This is a genomic window from Streptomyces sp. NPDC000594, assembly GCF_040299965.1.
Taxonomy (GTDB): domain Bacteria; phylum Actinomycetota; class Actinomycetes; order Streptomycetales; family Streptomycetaceae; genus Streptomyces.
In genome coordinates this window covers 157,544-171,618 of sequence record NZ_JBEPCY010000011.1, presented here as the reverse complement: position 1 = coordinate 171,618, position 14,075 = coordinate 157,544, and the positions used below count along the sequence as shown (strand labels likewise).

The following is a 14,075-nucleotide window of genomic DNA, read 5'->3' as shown; positions in this document are numbered from 1 at the left end:
GTCAATGCGCCTGGGGCTGCCACCACCAGGACGCGAGGTCGTGGTCGTCGGCGAACTCCACGGGGACCGCGAAGGGCGACCGCCGTGCGGCCGGGAGGGCTCCGGTGCGGCGGACCACGGCGCGCAGCTCCCGCACGGCGGGCATCTCGGCGATCTCGGCGACATCGAAGGGGCAGCCGGCGGGCCCGGCGAGGAGGGTCTCACCACCGAACGCGTACCACCCGGCGATCAGGTCGTGGTCCCGCTCGCGCTCGGCGGCGACGGCGACCTGGCGGACCGCCTCCATCAGCGGGGTGCGGTGCGGCGGGACGGCGTCGGGGCCCTGGAGTTCACCGGCGGCGGCCAGCCGGCGCCAGAGTGCGGTACCGGCGTCGCAGTACAGGAACGGCGGATCGACATAGCCGTCCTCCAGCCAGGAGTCATGGCCCGCGAAGTCGGGGGCGTCCTCGTCGAGGACGCGCAATCCGGTGAAGTCGGTGAGTGCGTCGAAGTGGGCGGGCCGCTCGGCGTAGTCGGGGTGCCGGTCGACCGGGAAGCGGTAGGTGTATCGGCGACGCAGCAGGATGTCCATCACGCGGAAGTGGGTGAACGAGCAGTCGTATCCGCTCTGGAAGGTGTACAGCGCCGCGAACCAGCCCCGGACGCGCGGGTCGTCCGGCCCGGTGCGGGCGTCCAGGACGCGGACCGACTCCGCGACCAGGTCCTCGATCTCATGCAGGGACATCGCGTCGTCCTCCGGCCCGGCTCCGCTCGGTCGTGACGCTCTGCTCGACCGGGACACTCCGCCCGGTCGTGAAACAGCGCCAAGATCCTCACTGTAGCCGAGGAGGTGGTCCTCATGACCATGCCGAAAGAACGCCGGGGGCCCGGGCTCCGGCACCGGTCCGGTTCGGTTCGGCCCCGTTCCTCAGGCCCCGCTCTTGTGATGAAGGGCGTTGGACAGGCGCTCGGTCCAGCTGGGGCGGGTGTCGTGGACGGCGTGGTCGACGAGGTCGCAGATCTCCCGGGGCCGTGAGGCGAGGGAGGCGTGGGAGGCGTCGAGTTCGATGGTCCGGCGCGGGTTCATGCGCTCGGCCATCATCCGCTCGTTGTCGGGGTGGATCATGCGGTCGTCGGTGGAGATCTGGTACCAGACGGGCTTGTGGCGCCAGGCCGGGTCGGTGATCGTGTCGCCGAAGGTGGAGGCGAGGGGCGCCCTCTGGGTGACGCCCATGATGTCGGCCTCGTCCGAGGTGAGGTCCTGGCAGAAGCTCTCGTGGTACTTGTCCTGCTTGATCCACAGATAGCCGTCGGAGTCGGGCGCGAGGTTCTCGAACGCGGCCGGGGGCCTGTCCTGGCTGATCTTCCCGGGGCTCTCCCCCTCGTCGGGGGCGAACGCGGCGACATAGACCAGGCCGTGGACCTGGTCGAGGTTTCCGGCCTGGGTGATGACCGCGCCGCCGTAGGAGTGGCCGACGAGGATCACCGGCCCGTCGATCTGGGCGACCATCTTCCGCGTCCGTTCCGCGTCGTCGGCCAGCGAGGTCAGCGGCATCTCCACCGCGTGCAGATCCCCGTACCCCCGGGAGCGCAGCTCGGTGATCACTTTGCCCCAGTGGGCGGCCCCGCCCCAGAAACCGTGCACGAGGACGATCGACGGCTTGTCCGACATCAGACACCCACCAGCTTCCCTGGAGATGGTTGCGGTTCGCGTTCCTCACCGTAGGAGCACCGGCCGGAGCCCGCGACCGCACACACCGGTCCGGCCGCCATGTGCGCTCCGGCCTGCGGGCGGCCGTCCAAAGGGGTCCGGCGGTACGGCAGATGGGCGTGCCACCCGCCCGTCCGGGGGAACGGCTTCACCCGGACGCCCGGCGTGGCGCGCAGACGGCGGCCCGCCGGGCTCACTCTGGCGACGGCACTCATCCGCCCCCACCAAGGAGGAAGACCCCTATGCGCCTGCTGCCTGCCCACCGCCGGATAGCGTCGGCCACCGTCGTGGTCCTGGCCACCGCCACCGCCGCCCTGGCCACCACCGGGGCGTCCGCACCCGCCGCCGCGTCCCGGACCGAGGGCGGCGTGAAGCCGACCGTGGTCCTGGTGCACGGAGCCTTCGCCGACGCCTCCGGCTGGAACGCCGTCGCCGAGCGCCTCCTCGACCGGGGGTATCCGGTGGTGGCGCCGCCCAATCCGCTGCGCGGCCTCTCCAATGACGCCACCTATGTCGCGTCCGTACTCAAGAGCATCAAGGGCCCGATCGTCCTCGCCGGGCACTCCTACGGCGGTGCCGTCATCACCCAGGCCGCCGCCGGGAACCCGAACGTCAAGGCCCTCGTCTACGTCTCCGCCTTCATGCCGGACGTCGGCGAGTCCCCGGCGGGGCTCTCCACCAAGTTCACCGGAAGCGAGCTCGGCCCGGCGCTCAACCCCGTCCCGTACACGGACGCCACCGGCAGCGGCACCGACCTGTACATCAAGAACGACAAGTTCCACTCCGTCTTCGCCGCCGATCTGCCCGAGTCCCAGACCCGGCTGATGGCGGTCGAACAGCGCCCCGTCACCCAGGCGGGCTTCGCGGAGAAGGCCACCGCCGCCGCCTGGAAGACGATCCCCTCGTGGTTCGTCGTCTCCAAGCAGGACAAGGCCATCGCCCCCGACCTCGAACGCTTCGAGGCCCGCCGGGCCAAGTCCCACACCGTGGAGATCGACTCCTCCCATGTGTCGATGATGTCCCACCCGGATGTGGTGACCGAGCAGCTCCGCGACGCCGCCGCACGCACCCGTACGGAAGGGAACCCCGCCGCGCTCGCCGACACCGGCTCCCGCACCCGGCAGCTGGCCGCCGCCGGAGCCGTCGCCGCCGTCCTGATCGCCACGGGGACCACCCTCACCCTCACCCGGCGCACCCGCCCCTGAGAACCGGACCGTGCCGACCGGACCGGGTGAGCCGGGTCCGGTCGGCACCGTCCGTGCGGGCGCTCCCTTCATATCCCCGGCGGACCCGCTGTCCACGGCGGAACCGCTGTCCCCGGAGCGCCCGCCCGCGTACGCCCGCGCGCCCGGTGGTGTGATCCACGCGGGAATCAAGCCATCCCGGTGCCGGCCGCATGGGCGACTCGTCGGCGGGGCACGGTTGTCCCCGTGCCCACAACCGATGACCTCGGCCGCTTCCTGGCGCTCTCCGCACGGCTGACCGGCTTCGACCAGGTGGCCCTGGAGGCGACCGGGCTCGTCCGGGAGTACCGCGCGGTCGCCCGGGAACAGCTCGGTGAGGAGCGGTTCGCGCGGCTGCTCGGCTCCGGGGACCCGCTGGGCGGGGAGCCGGACGGGGAGCCGACGGCGGCGGCCCGCGCCCTGACCTTCCTCTGGTACACCGGCAGCTGGCCCGGTCCGCCGCCGTTCCTGGTGTCGCCCCGCGCCTATGCCGAGGGACTCGTCTGGAAGGCGGCCGGTCTCGCCGCCCCCGCCACCGGCCCCGGGGGATACGGCAGCTGGGCCGGCCCGCCCGCCGGGGTGAACCGCCCATGACCCGGTACGACGTGATCGTCGTCGGCGCGGGCATCGCCGGTTCCCTCGTCGCGCACCGGCTCGGCCTCGCCGGCCGGCGGGTCCTCGTACTGGAGGCCGGGAAGCGCACCGCCGACTTCGGACCGGGCGCGGCCGGGCCGCTCACCACCTATCTCGCCGCCTCCGCCAAGGTGCCCGGCTCCGCCTACCGGCCGCATCCCGCCGTCCCCTGGCCCGAGGTGACCGATGTCGGCGGTGTCCCCGGGACGCCCGGCTACCGCAGCTCGGGCCATCTCCTCCAGGACGGCCCGCTGCCGTACGCCAGCGGCTATGTCCGCGTCAACGGCGGCACCGGCAATGTGTGGACCGGGCTGGCGCCGCGCATGCTGCCGGAGGACTTCGACACCGAGGTCTTCGGGTACGGACGGCGCTGGCCTCTCGGCTACGCGGAGCTGGAGCCCTACTACCGGGCCGCCGAGGAGGAGCTGGGTGTGGCCGCCGACGCCGACGAGCAGCGGGACCTCGTCGGGCTGCCGCTCCCCCGGGGCCATGTCTTCCCCATGCGGCCCATCCCCGCCAGCCATCTCGACCGGCTTCTCGCGGCCCGCCTCGACGGCCACCGGGTCGCCGACCCCGTCGCCGGGTGCGAGGTCGCGCTGCGGGTCGTCACCACCCCGCACGCCCGCAACGGCGTCCCCGATCCCCGGTACGACGGCGGGCGCGGCTATGTCCCGCGCGGCCGGGAGGGGCGGCCCGACCCCGGCAGCCGGTGTGCGGGCAACGCGAGCTGCATCCCGCACTGCCCCTCGTACGCGAAGTACACCCCGCTCAAGACCCAGGGCCGGTGGAGCGCCACGGTCACCCTCCAGGACCGGTCGGTGGTCGCCCGGGTCCTGGTGGACGGCACCGGCCGCGCCACCGGGGTCGAATACCACTCCTACGACGGTACGGTCTCCGTCGCCCGCGCCGATGTCGTCGTGCTCGCCGCCCACACCGTCGAGAACGCCCGGCTGCTGCTGCTCTCCCGGCTCGCCGACCGGAGCGGCCAGATCGGGCGCAATCTGATGGACCACCCGGTCCTGCTGACCTGGGGTCTGATGCCGGAGGCCGTCGGTCCGTACCGGGGGCCCGGCTCCACCTCCGGTTTCGAGGGCTTCCGGGCCGGGGCCGCCCGCCGCCGACGGGCCCCGTTCCGGATCGAGATCGGCAACTGGGGGTGGGTCTGGGCCACCGGCTCCGCCGACGCGGACGTGGCCCACTTCCTCTCCGGGGAGGGCCGGTTCGGGGCGGAGCTGCGCCGGGCCGTCGGCGACCGGCTCCGCCGTCAGTTCGCCCTCCAGTTCGAGATGGAGCAGGGTGCCGACCCCGCCAACCGGGTCACCCTCCATCCCCGTGAGCGCGACCCGCTGGGCCTGCCCCGGCCCCTGATCACCTATGACCTCGACGACCATGTCAAGGACGGGATGGCCGCGGCGCGGGCCGTCTCCGATCAGATCTTCTCGCTGCTCGGTGCCGAGGACCACACCGACCACTCCTCCCCCGCCGCCTGGCCGGGCCGGTTCGAGGACAGCGCCGGACGCGCCCATGGCTACCGGGGGGCGGGCCATGCCGCGGGCACCCATGTGATGGGCGACTCCCCGGCCACCTCGGTGGTCGACTCCTGGCAGCGCTGCTGGGACCATCCCGGCCTCTACGCCGTGGGGTGCGGGAGCATGCCCTCGGTCGCCACCTCCAACCCGACCCTCACCATGGCCGCGCTCGCCCTGCGCAGCGCGGAACGCGTCGAGGCCGACCTCGCCGCACGCGACCGGCCCGCCGTCCTCACCCCGAGCACACCGACGCCACCGACGGCGCCATGGACACCACAGACGCCGCAGAGACCACAGACACCACAGATCCCGGGAGCACCCGCATGAACCCGCTGCCCCTGCCGCCGGTCGCCGAGCCCTTCCGGCTCCCCTTCCACTACGGGGCGCTGCACCAGGTCGGCGTCGACTGGCTGGTGGATCCGGAACCGGTGGGCGCGCTGCTCGCCCGGCACCACCCCGGTCTGTCGGCGGCCGTGTTCGACGGGCGGGCGCTGGTCTCGCTCAACTACCAGCTGTACTTCGCGCAGTACCCGTTCGGCGGGGGCGTCACCCAGGAGATCGAGTACAACATCGTCGCCTTCCCGACGGCCGAGCGCGCCCGGCTGCCCCGGCTGAGCTACCCGGAGTACGCGCAGGGCTGGGACCAGACGAAACTGCTCGGCATCGCCCGGATCCATGTCGTGTGCGACAACCCGTACGCCATCACGGCCGGGCGTGAGCTGTACGCGGAGCCGAAGGTACCGGGCTGGTTCGAGGTGGATCTGCCGTCGCTCAACGGGCCCGCCGGCGAGACCTGGACCGTACGGTGCAACGCGGCGACCACCGGTCCTGACGGCACCCTGGAGAAGGGCGGTGACCCTCTGCTCGGCCTCACGGTGGAGCTGGCGGGGCTGGCCGCCGTCCCCGCCAACTCCGCCCCCGTCACCGGCTACGGCACCGACCCGGACGGCCGTCTGCTCGCCGGTCCCATGAACGTCTACCAGCCCTACCGCTGGTACGACCTCGGCGCGCCGGAACACGCGGGGCGGGTGCGGCTGACCTCGCGTCACCCCGGCGGGGAGCCCGGCGGAGAGGTGTGCGCGCTCCTCGGCGACACCCCGGCCGCCGGTGCCTGGAGCTTCCAGTCGCCTCCGGTGGCGGCCCACAACCGGCCCTACTATCTGTCGGCCGGGTGAGCCCTCAGGGCAGCACCGGGCGGGAAAAAGGGGGCTGCGGCGGCGGGCCGGGTCCGTTACCGTCCTGACCGTGCATTGATCTCCCGTGCGGCGGCACCACGGCCGCCGCAGACGGCGTGACCGCCCTCCCGCAGGCCTCTCCCTGAGGCCCGGCGGCGAGGGCCGGCCGGTGTGTTCCGTCCATCCCACAGGAGATCACGGCATGTTTGCCCAGCTGACCTATGCGGCGCTGCTCGCCCGCGTCACGAACGACCCGGCCGTCGTCGGGCTGGTCCTCAAGGGCTCCCACGCCCACGACGGCATGGCCACCGAGCACGCGGACCACGATGTGTATGTCGTCGTCGCGGAGGACACGAAGGGCACGGGGGACACAGAGGACACGGGGGGTGCGGGCTCCGGTCCGGGGGCTCTCGCCGACCTCCACGGTCACCGTTCCGCCGAGCTGGATGTCCTGGTCACCACGGTCGACGGGTTCCGCAGCCTCCCTGGATACGAGGACTACGCGCTCTCCCGCGCCCGGGTCGTGATCGACCGGCTCGACGGCGGGATCGCCGCGATCGTCGCCGCCAAGGGACGGCGTGACCGGCACGAGGCGGCCACGGCGGCGGCCGACTGGCTGGACGCCTATGCGAACTCCCTCTACCGGTCCCTGAAGAACACCCGGGACGGCCAGCCGCTGGCCGCCCGTCTGGACGCCACCGACAGCCTGGGCTTTCTGCTGGAGCTGCTGTTCGCCCTGGACCGCCGGCCGCGCCCGTACAACAAGTATCTGGAGTGGGAGCTGGCGAGGTTTCCGCTGCCCGGCTGGGAGACGGGGCCGCTGCTGGCGGCGATCGGGCGGATCGCGGGGACCGGTGACACGGGCGCCCAGAGGAGCCTCTTCGCCCGGGTCGAGGCGGTGGCACGCGAGGCGGGGCTCGGTGCCGTGCTCGACGCCTGGGGCGAGGATCTGGCGCTGATGCGTCCGCCTCTCTCCTGACAACCGACCAGGGCGGGAACGGCGGGAACGGCGGGAACTCCGGGGGCCCGGGGGGCGACATGTCGAGGAGAACGCCCGTACACCGAAGAGGAGACCCGCATGCCCCCTGTCGACCGACGGAACGTACTCCGTGCCTCCACCGCGCTGGGCGCCGCCGGCGTGCTGGCGGGCGCCGCACCGGCCGCCGCGCGGCAGCGGAGCACGGCCAAGGAGCGGACCGGACCGTTCCGGGTGCAGGTCGTCCTCTTCGACGGGGTGGAGGAGCTGGACTTCGCCGCACCGTACGAGGTCTTCTCCGCCGCGCGGTTCTTCACCTCACGGCCGGTGGAGGTCGGCTATGTCCGGGCCTCCGGACCGCCCGCCGTCACCGCCGCCTTCGGCACCCGGGTCCAGGGCATCGGCCCCTGGGCACCCGACAAGGCCGATGTGCTGGTCGTACCGGGCGGTGGCTACGCCCGGCGGGAGAGCCCCGGTGTGTGGGCCGAGATCGCCCGGGGCACCCTCCCCCGGGCACTGGCGGAGGCGGCCCGCCCGGGGCTCACCATCGCCGCCCTGTGTACGGGTGTCATGCTCTGCTCCGCCGCCGGGCTGACCCGCGGCCGGCCCTGCACCACCCATCACCGGGCCCGCGCCGATCTGGAGCGGCAGGGCGGGGTGCTGAAGACCGCCCGGGTCGTGGACGACGGTGATCTGGTCACCGCCGGGGGCATCACCTCGGGGCTGGAACTCGCCCTGTGGATCGTCCGCCGTGAACTCGGCGCGGACGCCGCGACCAGGATCGAGACCATGCTGGAGTACGAGGCCCGGGGCACGGTCTGGTCATCGGCCCCCGCGTAGCCGACGCCCGTCGCCGTGCGGGGTGAGCGGTCCATCGTCCCCGGCAGCGGTGGCCGCCGCCGCCCTGCGGGGCGATCCGGCACGGGGCGGTCCGGTGGCCCGGCAGCCGCCTCCCCGGCGGGCCCGCCCCCGCGATGACCGTGCGTCACCCCTCTCACCTGCGCCGATGGGCACAAAAATCAGACGCGGCGCGAAGAGTGGGCGCATAGCCTTCCTGCCATGACCGTGATCGTCCGAACCTTTCGCCCGGAGGACGCCGCCCTGGTGTCCGAGATCAGACGTGCCGCCGTCCCCAGCGAACTGGCCACTCCCGACTCCGTGCTGCACACCCTGCGCACCGCCGACCCCGCCGAGCGGCATCTGCGCCTGGTCGCGGAGGAGGACGGCGCCGTCGTGGGGGTCGCGGACGCGTTCCTCCTCCCCGACGCCCATGAGCCCGGGGAGGCCGCGCTCTCCGTCCGGGTGGATCCCGCCCGGCGCGGCCAGGGTGTCGGCGGCGGGCTGTTGCGCGCGGCCGAGGAGCATCTGCGGGCCGTGGGGGCGCGGGAGATCTCCGGCTGGGCCCAGGACGAGCCCCGCGCCCGCGCGTTCGCCCGGCGGCACGGCTACGCGTCCCGGGAGACCGCCCACTTCCAGCGCCTGGCGCTGGCGGACGGGCCGCCGCCGGAGCCGTCCGTACCGCCGCCGGGGGTCACCGTGCGCACGGTCGCCCAGTACACCACCAACCAGGACACCACCAACCAGGACGCCACCGCCCGGGGCACGACCGATCCGCGCGCGGTCCGTGCCGTCCACCGGGCCGATGTCGAGGCCACCACCATCGACCCGGCCGATATCGAGGCCGGATACGCCGAGTACGAGGAGTGGCTGGAACACACCTGGAACGACCCGCTGTTCGACCGGGAGCTGTCCACCCTTGTCTTCCGGGACGGCCGGATCGTGGCGCTCGCCTTCGTGGAGTCGGACCGCGCCGGGCGGGGGATGAGCGCCGTGACCGCCACCGTGCCGGAGCACCGGGGCCATGGGCACGCCACCACCGCCAAGAAGGCCGCTCTGCTGCTGGCCCGCGAGCGCGGGGTGCGGGAGATGTTCACCGCCGTCGAGACCGGGAACGCGGCGATGCTCACGATCAACGAACGGCTGGGGTACGCGATCTGCGGCAGCGAGGTGCGGCAGCACCGCGTCCTCGGCTGAGCCCTGCCGGGCCGCCGGGCGCGGCACGGACCCCTGGGCGGGCGGGGGACGGCACCACCCTGCCGTTCCCCCGCCCGCCCGGGACACGCGGTCGCCCGACCACTCAGATGACCGACCGGGGCGCGGTCCGGGGCCGTCGGGTCACCAGCGTGCGGCCTTGGCGTGGAAGGTCAGACCCGGCCATGCCTCGACCGGCGTCGGGGAGTGCACGATCCGGCCGGGGCAGAGCCCGCGTTCGGCGAGCCCCCGGACGATGGCCGGGATCGCGGTGAGCGTCGCGGGCAGGCCGTCGTGGAGCAGCACGATGCCACCGGCCCGCACGGTGAGCGCGTTCGCCACGATCGTCTCGGCGGGGATGCCGCTCCAGTCGACCGTGTCGGCGGTCCAGATCACCTCGGTCATCCCGAGCCGGGCCGCCTGCTCGCGGGTCCGGGCGTCGGTGCTCCCGAACGGCGGCCGGAAGAGCTTCGGCGCACGGCCCGTCTGCGCGCGGACCACCCGGCTGGTGTCGCGCAGCTCCGCGAAGGCGGCGGCCTCGTCGAGCTGGACGAGATTCGGGTGGGTGTACGAGTGGTTGCCGAGGTGGTGGCCCTCGGCGGCGATCCGCCGGGTGCCGTCCGGCCGGGCCTGGGCGAAGCTCCCGGTGACGAAGAAGGTGGCCCTGACCCGTCCGGCGTCCCGCAGCGCCTTCAGATACGCGGGGGTCAGCTCCGTGGGGCCGTCGTCGAAGGTGAGGGCCACATATCCGGCGGAGCAGCGGCGCGGGGTGTCGTCGTCGGCCCGCGCGGCCCCCGGGGTCAGGGCGAAGGCCGACATCAGCAGCGCCAGGGCCGCCCCGAACCAGGTCCTCGATCTGGATCTGCCTTGTCCACGCATTCCGTTGTCCCCTCTCGATGGGTGGATCGCCACGGCAGGGGTGGTCCGGGAGCGGCCGGGGTGCCCGGCCTTCCCGCCGCTCCCCGGCCGCCCTCGCGCGCACGGCCGGAACCGCCCGTACAGGTGTACGAGCGGTGGCCGGACACCATTGAACGCGAGCGGGCGTCGCCGCAGAGGGGTAATGCCGGAATCCGCCCAGGGTCTCGCGATACGAGACGCCCGGCGGATTCCGGAGCCGGGCCGGCGGGCCGGCGGGGTCGCCCGGACCCGGGCGGACCGGGGCCAGGCGGACCGGGGCCAGGCGGACCAGGGCCGGGTCACAGCAGGCGTTCCGCCAGATAGCGCTGGAACTGCCAGAGCGGGCGCTCCAGATGGGAGAACCGGCCGGGGGACGGGGCCGGACGGGAGGCCAGGCCCCGCTGGACGCCTCGGATGGCCACCAGGTCCTCCTCCTGGATCCGGCCGACCTGGGTACGCAGACCGTCCAGCCGCTCCGCGAACCCGGGAGCGTCGGGGGCTCCGGGCGGGACCAGGACCGTGATCCGTGTGTCATGGGTGACGGGGCCGGTGGGCAGCCAGCGGATGGCGACCGCGCTGTCGGGAAGGACCGCCAGGACGAACTGCGGGAAGATTCCCGCGATGAGCATCCCGGGCCGGGGCTGCCGCACGGGTGTGCCGGAAGCGGCCGCGGTGGTCGGGACCGGGGTGCCCCGCCCGGGGTCCGCCAGCGGGGTGAACAGGGTGAACCAGCGGCCGTCGGTCGCGTCGACCTCCGTGTCCCGGCCCGGCAGCACCGGGTCCAGGGTCGCCGCGTGCGTCCCCATGTGGTGGTAGTTCTCCGAGCCGTTCTCCACCGCCACCTTCCAGTTGGCGGGTACGCCGTACCAGTCCTGGGTGTGGACGGTCACCCAGTCGGCGATGCCCCGGCCGCCCAGCCGCCGGTCCAGCCCGTGGAGCGCGGGCGCCGCCGGTGCCGCGCCGGGGTCGAGGTTGAGCAGGACGAAACCGTTCCAGATCTCCACGCGATGGGCCGGGAGCCGACAGCCCGCCCGGTCGAAGTCGACCCCCCGCATCAGCGGGGCACCGACGAGCTGCCCCGCGTACCGTCCGTTCAGGCGGTAGGTCCAGGTGTGGTACGGGCAGATCAGCCGCTGGAGATCGCCGTGCTCGGGCGTGGTCTCCGGCGGCAGGAGGTCCATGAACCGATGGCGGCAGACCCGGGAGAGGGCATGCGGCTCGCCCTCCTCGTCCCGGGTGAGCACCAGGGGCGTGCCGAGGACATCGAGGCGCAGATAGCTTCCCGGCCGGGGCAGTTCCTCGGCCCGTGCCACGCACAGCCACTCCCGCCGGAAGATCCGTTCGGTCTCCCAGGCGTACAGCTCGGGGGAGGTGTAGGCATCGGGTGGCAGGGTCTGCCCCTGTTCGAGCGGGAGCGCGGCCAGTCGGCGCAGCTCCGCGAGGGTCCCGCGCAGTGCCCCGGGGGGCGAGGGGGCCTCGGCACGGGTGCGGTGGGGAGTCATGGTGATCGGCCTTCCCTTCTGGCGATCAGAGGTGGCGACCCGAAGAGGGACAGGGCGTGCCGTCGTCCGTAGCGGCGGCTGTAGGCGATGCTGACCAGGGCGACGGCGCCCAGCAGGGCGAGTCCCTTCGCACGGTTGAGGGCCGGGACCGCCTCCACCGGGAGCAGCAGGGCGACGAGCACTCCGGCGGCGCAGTCCAGCAGTTGGGCGCAGCCCCACAGGGCCGTGAGCCGGGTGAGGCCGCCGCGCAGCGTCGATGAGACGGTCCAGGCGGCTTCCCGGGCGCGTGCGGCGGCGGGTCCGTGCAGATACTGGCCGGCCTGGAAGGCGAAGGGCTTCGCGACGCGGAGGGAGGCCAGGATCCAGAGTCCGGCGGCGGCCGCGAGTGCGGCGTCCTTGACGAGGACGACCCGTGGGCTGCCGGTGAGCAGGGAGGTCGCGACGCGTACCGCCAGCATGCCGATCATGAACGCTTCGAAGCTGTTCATCCGGCGCCGGGTGGCGGCCTCGACGGCCATGCGCACCGCCGGGACCGCCCCGCTGAGGGTCAGGGCCAGCCACTGGCTGAACCCCTGTGACCGCAGAACGTGGAACACGGCCAGGGGGAGGACCAGGGTGAACAGGATCGGAGCGGCCACGGTCCGCCAGGGGGGCGGTTTCTGTGTTCCGGTCCGGCCGTTCGGTGTTTCCATACCCATAACGGTAGGAACCGGTGGAGATCATCTCATCGCCACAAGGGGCGATATGCCCTGTACATCCTTTGATGTACGGGTCGGCCGTCCGAGCGGGCGGCGAGCGCCGGCCCGGCTAGGCTCACCCTGTTGTCGCACTGCGCACCACCACGGGAGGAACACATGGGTCAGTTACTGAGGGTCCAGAACTTCAATGTGTCGAGCGACGGAATCGGCGCGGGCGAGGACCAGACCCTGGAGCGGCCGTTCGGCCATGTCGAGCCCGAGAGGCTGTTCGCCTGGGCGGGCGCCACGGCGAGCTGGCCCATGCGGACCGACCCCGGGGGCAGCCGGGGCCTGGACGACTACTTCACCCGGGACTACGCCCGGGGCATCGGCGCCGAGATCATGGGCCGCAATAAGTTCGGGCCCCAGCGCGGGCCCTGGCAGGACCATGAGTGGCAGGGCTGGTGGGGCGACGAACCCCCCTTCCACACCCCGGTCTTCGTCCTGACCCACCACGAGCGCCCCTCGCTGACGCTCTCCGACACCACCTTCCACTTCGTCGGCGGCGATCCGGCCACCGTTCTCGATCGGGCCCGGGAGGCGGCGCGGGGCAAGGACGTCCGGCTCGGCGGCGGGGTGAGCACCATCCGGGAGTTCCTCGCAGCCGATCTGGTCGACACCCTGCATGTGGCGGTCTCACCGGTGGAGCTGGGGACCGGACTACGGCTCTGGGACTCCCCCGACGAGCTGCTCGACCGGTTCCACCTGGAGGTCGTGCCCAGCCCGAGCGGGGTGAGCCACCACCTGTTCTGGCGCAGGTGACCGAAGCGCGAGGCAGGCCCCGGGCACCGTGCGGACGAGTACGGTACCCGGGGCCGCGCCGATCGGACGGCGGCGGCGGGACACGAGGGAGAGCACGATGCGGCACAGCACGTCCCCGCGGGAGACACGGGAGACGCGGGAGACACCGCCCGGGAGGCATATCGCCTTCGACCATCTGCACAACTTCCGCGACCTGGGCGGCTATCGGTCCGCCGACGGCCGTACCGTCGCCTGGTCCACCCTCTACCGGGCGGATTCCCTGGCCAAGCTCGGGGACGGGGACGAGGACCGGGAGCGCTTCCGGCGCCTCGGGATCCGGACCGTCATCGATCTGCGCTACCCCTGGGAGATCGAGGCGAAGGGCCGGGTACCCGAGACCCATCCCTTCCGGTACGAGAATCTGAGCATCGAGCACCGGCCCTACGACCAGGCCGAGATCGACCCGGACATCGACCCCTGGCGGTATCTCGCCGACCGCTTCGGCGAGGTCACCGAGGACGGCGCCGGGGAGATACGCCAGGTCATCGAGGTGATCGCCGACACCGAGGGGCCGGTGGTGTTCCACTGCGCCTCCGGCAAGGACCGTACCGGCCTGATCGCCGCCCTCGTCCTCACCCTGCTGGAGGTGGACGACGAACAGATCCTCGCCGACTTCGCCCTCACCGAACGCGCCACCGACCGGCTGATCGCCGACTGGCACCGGGCCCACCCGGGACGCGTCCTGCGCTGGCCCGGCTACGGTCGCGCCCCTGCCACCGTGATGCGCCTGGTCCTGGCCGACCTCGCCGCCCGCTACGGCTCGGTCCCCGGCTATCTCACCGACCGGGTCGGGGTCTCCCCCACGACCGTCCAGGCCCTGCGCGACCGGCTGCTCACGGCGGAAACGCCCTGAGTTCCACGCCGCCGGCGGCCCAGACCCC

Annotated in this window: 14 protein-coding genes; 9 read left to right on the top strand and 5 right to left on the bottom strand. The window is 73.2% G+C overall.

The window, feature by feature from the left end; genetic code table 11:
* Position 1 precedes the first annotated feature (1 nt).
* Entirely contained in the window at positions 2–724 is a 723-nt protein-coding gene (locus ABT354_RS18100; RefSeq protein ID WP_351494768.1) for a hypothetical protein, read from the bottom strand.
* A 183-nt stretch (positions 725–907) separates the two neighbouring features.
* On the bottom strand, positions 908–1,651 hold the full coding sequence (locus tag ABT354_RS18095; protein WP_351494766.1) for an alpha/beta hydrolase: 744 nt from the start codon (positions 1,649–1,651) through the stop codon (positions 908–910).
* Between the two features lie 281 nt (positions 1,652–1,932).
* On the opposite strand from ABT354_RS18095, the gene ABT354_RS18090 reads away from it, so the two are divergent.
* From ABT354_RS18090 to ABT354_RS18060, 7 genes are all read left to right on the top strand, one after another.
* Positions 1,933–2,895, top strand: coding sequence for an alpha/beta fold hydrolase (locus ABT354_RS18090; protein WP_351494764.1), 963 nt, complete (start codon positions 1,933–1,935; stop codon positions 2,893–2,895).
* 225 nt (positions 2,896–3,120) lie between these two features.
* Entirely contained in the window at positions 3,121–3,507 is a 387-nt protein-coding gene (locus ABT354_RS18085) for a hypothetical protein (RefSeq protein WP_351494762.1), read from the top strand.
* Positions 3,504–5,402, top strand: coding sequence for a GMC family oxidoreductase (locus ABT354_RS18080; RefSeq protein WP_351494760.1), 1,899 nt, complete (start codon positions 3,504–3,506; stop codon positions 5,400–5,402). The genes ABT354_RS18085 and ABT354_RS18080 overlap by 4 nt, the downstream gene beginning before the upstream one ends.
* Positions 5,399–6,250, top strand: coding sequence for a hypothetical protein (locus ABT354_RS18075; protein WP_351494758.1), 852 nt, complete (start codon positions 5,399–5,401; stop codon positions 6,248–6,250). The genes ABT354_RS18080 and ABT354_RS18075 overlap by 4 nt, the downstream gene beginning before the upstream one ends.
* Positions 6,251–6,452: 202 nt before the next feature.
* Positions 6,453–7,229: a hypothetical protein gene (locus ABT354_RS18070; RefSeq protein ID WP_351494756.1), complete on the top strand. Its 777-nt coding sequence runs from the start codon at positions 6,453–6,455 to the stop codon at positions 7,227–7,229.
* Between the two features lie 99 nt (positions 7,230–7,328).
* The gene (locus ABT354_RS18065; RefSeq protein WP_351494754.1) at positions 7,329–8,066 is read left to right on the top strand and encodes a DJ-1/PfpI family protein; all 738 of its coding nucleotides are present in this window, start codon (positions 7,329–7,331) and stop codon (positions 8,064–8,066) included.
* Between the two features lie 219 nt (positions 8,067–8,285).
* Complete coding sequence (locus tag ABT354_RS18060) at positions 8,286–9,260, top strand: GNAT family N-acetyltransferase (protein ID WP_351494752.1); 975 nt, start codon at positions 8,286–8,288, stop codon at positions 9,258–9,260.
* Positions 9,261–9,401: 141 nt separating this feature from the next.
* On the opposite strand, the gene ABT354_RS18055 is transcribed toward ABT354_RS18060, so the two are convergent.
* The 3 genes from ABT354_RS18055 to ABT354_RS18045 all read right to left on the bottom strand — a co-directional run bounded on the left by ABT354_RS18055 (position 9,402) and on the right by ABT354_RS18045 (position 12,348).
* Positions 9,402–10,136, bottom strand: coding sequence for a polysaccharide deacetylase family protein (locus tag ABT354_RS18055; RefSeq protein WP_351494750.1), 735 nt, complete (start codon positions 10,134–10,136; stop codon positions 9,402–9,404).
* 317 nt (positions 10,137–10,453) lie between these two features.
* Positions 10,454–11,656: an aromatic ring-hydroxylating oxygenase subunit alpha gene (locus ABT354_RS18050; RefSeq protein WP_351494748.1), complete on the bottom strand. Its 1,203-nt coding sequence runs from the start codon at positions 11,654–11,656 to the stop codon at positions 10,454–10,456.
* Positions 11,653–12,348 (bottom strand): VC0807 family protein, encoded by a 696-nt coding sequence (locus ABT354_RS18045; RefSeq protein ID WP_351494746.1) that lies wholly within the window; start codon positions 12,346–12,348, stop codon positions 11,653–11,655. The genes ABT354_RS18050 and ABT354_RS18045 overlap by 4 nt, the downstream gene beginning before the upstream one ends.
* 162 nt (positions 12,349–12,510) lie before the next feature.
* On the opposite strand from ABT354_RS18045, the gene ABT354_RS18040 reads away from it, so the two are divergent.
* The gene (locus ABT354_RS18040) at positions 12,511–13,155 is read left to right on the top strand and encodes a dihydrofolate reductase family protein (RefSeq protein ID WP_351494744.1); all 645 of its coding nucleotides are present in this window, start codon (positions 12,511–12,513) and stop codon (positions 13,153–13,155) included.
* Between the two features lie 97 nt (positions 13,156–13,252).
* Positions 13,253–14,047: a tyrosine-protein phosphatase gene (locus tag ABT354_RS18035; protein WP_351494742.1), complete on the top strand. Its 795-nt coding sequence runs from the start codon at positions 13,253–13,255 to the stop codon at positions 14,045–14,047.
* Positions 14,048–14,075 lie beyond the last annotated feature (28 nt).

What these genes read in the sequence shown, in the direction of transcription:
- ABT354_RS18100 (WP_351494768.1), bottom strand. Translation starts at nt 724, where the DNA reads ATGTCCCTGCATGAGATCGAGGACCTGGTCGCGGAGTCGGTCCGCGTC.
- ABT354_RS18095 (WP_351494766.1), bottom strand. Translation starts at nt 1,651, where the DNA reads ATGTCGGACAAGCCGTCGATCGTCCTCGTGCACGGTTTCTGGGGCGGG.
- ABT354_RS18090 (WP_351494764.1), top strand. Translation starts at nt 1,933, where the DNA reads ATGCGCCTGCTGCCTGCCCACCGCCGGATAGCGTCGGCCACCGTCGTG.
- ABT354_RS18080 (WP_351494760.1), top strand. Translation starts at nt 3,504, where the DNA reads ATGACCCGGTACGACGTGATCGTCGTCGGCGCGGGCATCGCCGGTTCC.
- ABT354_RS18075 (WP_351494758.1), top strand. Translation starts at nt 5,399, where the DNA reads ATGAACCCGCTGCCCCTGCCGCCGGTCGCCGAGCCCTTCCGGCTCCCC.
- ABT354_RS18070 (WP_351494756.1), top strand. Translation starts at nt 6,453, where the DNA reads ATGTTTGCCCAGCTGACCTATGCGGCGCTGCTCGCCCGCGTCACGAAC.
- ABT354_RS18065 (WP_351494754.1), top strand. Translation starts at nt 7,329, where the DNA reads ATGCCCCCTGTCGACCGACGGAACGTACTCCGTGCCTCCACCGCGCTG.
- ABT354_RS18060 (WP_351494752.1), top strand. Translation starts at nt 8,286, where the DNA reads ATGACCGTGATCGTCCGAACCTTTCGCCCGGAGGACGCCGCCCTGGTG.
- ABT354_RS18055 (WP_351494750.1), bottom strand. Translation starts at nt 10,136, where the DNA reads ATGCGTGGACAAGGCAGATCCAGATCGAGGACCTGGTTCGGGGCGGCC.
- ABT354_RS18050 (WP_351494748.1), bottom strand. Translation starts at nt 11,656, where the DNA reads ATGACTCCCCACCGCACCCGTGCCGAGGCCCCCTCGCCCCCCGGGGCA.
- ABT354_RS18045 (WP_351494746.1), bottom strand. Translation starts at nt 12,348, where the DNA reads ATGGAAACACCGAACGGCCGGACCGGAACACAGAAACCGCCCCCCTGG.
- ABT354_RS18040 (WP_351494744.1), top strand. Translation starts at nt 12,511, where the DNA reads ATGGGTCAGTTACTGAGGGTCCAGAACTTCAATGTGTCGAGCGACGGA.
- ABT354_RS18035 (WP_351494742.1), top strand. Translation starts at nt 13,253, where the DNA reads ATGCGGCACAGCACGTCCCCGCGGGAGACACGGGAGACGCGGGAGACA.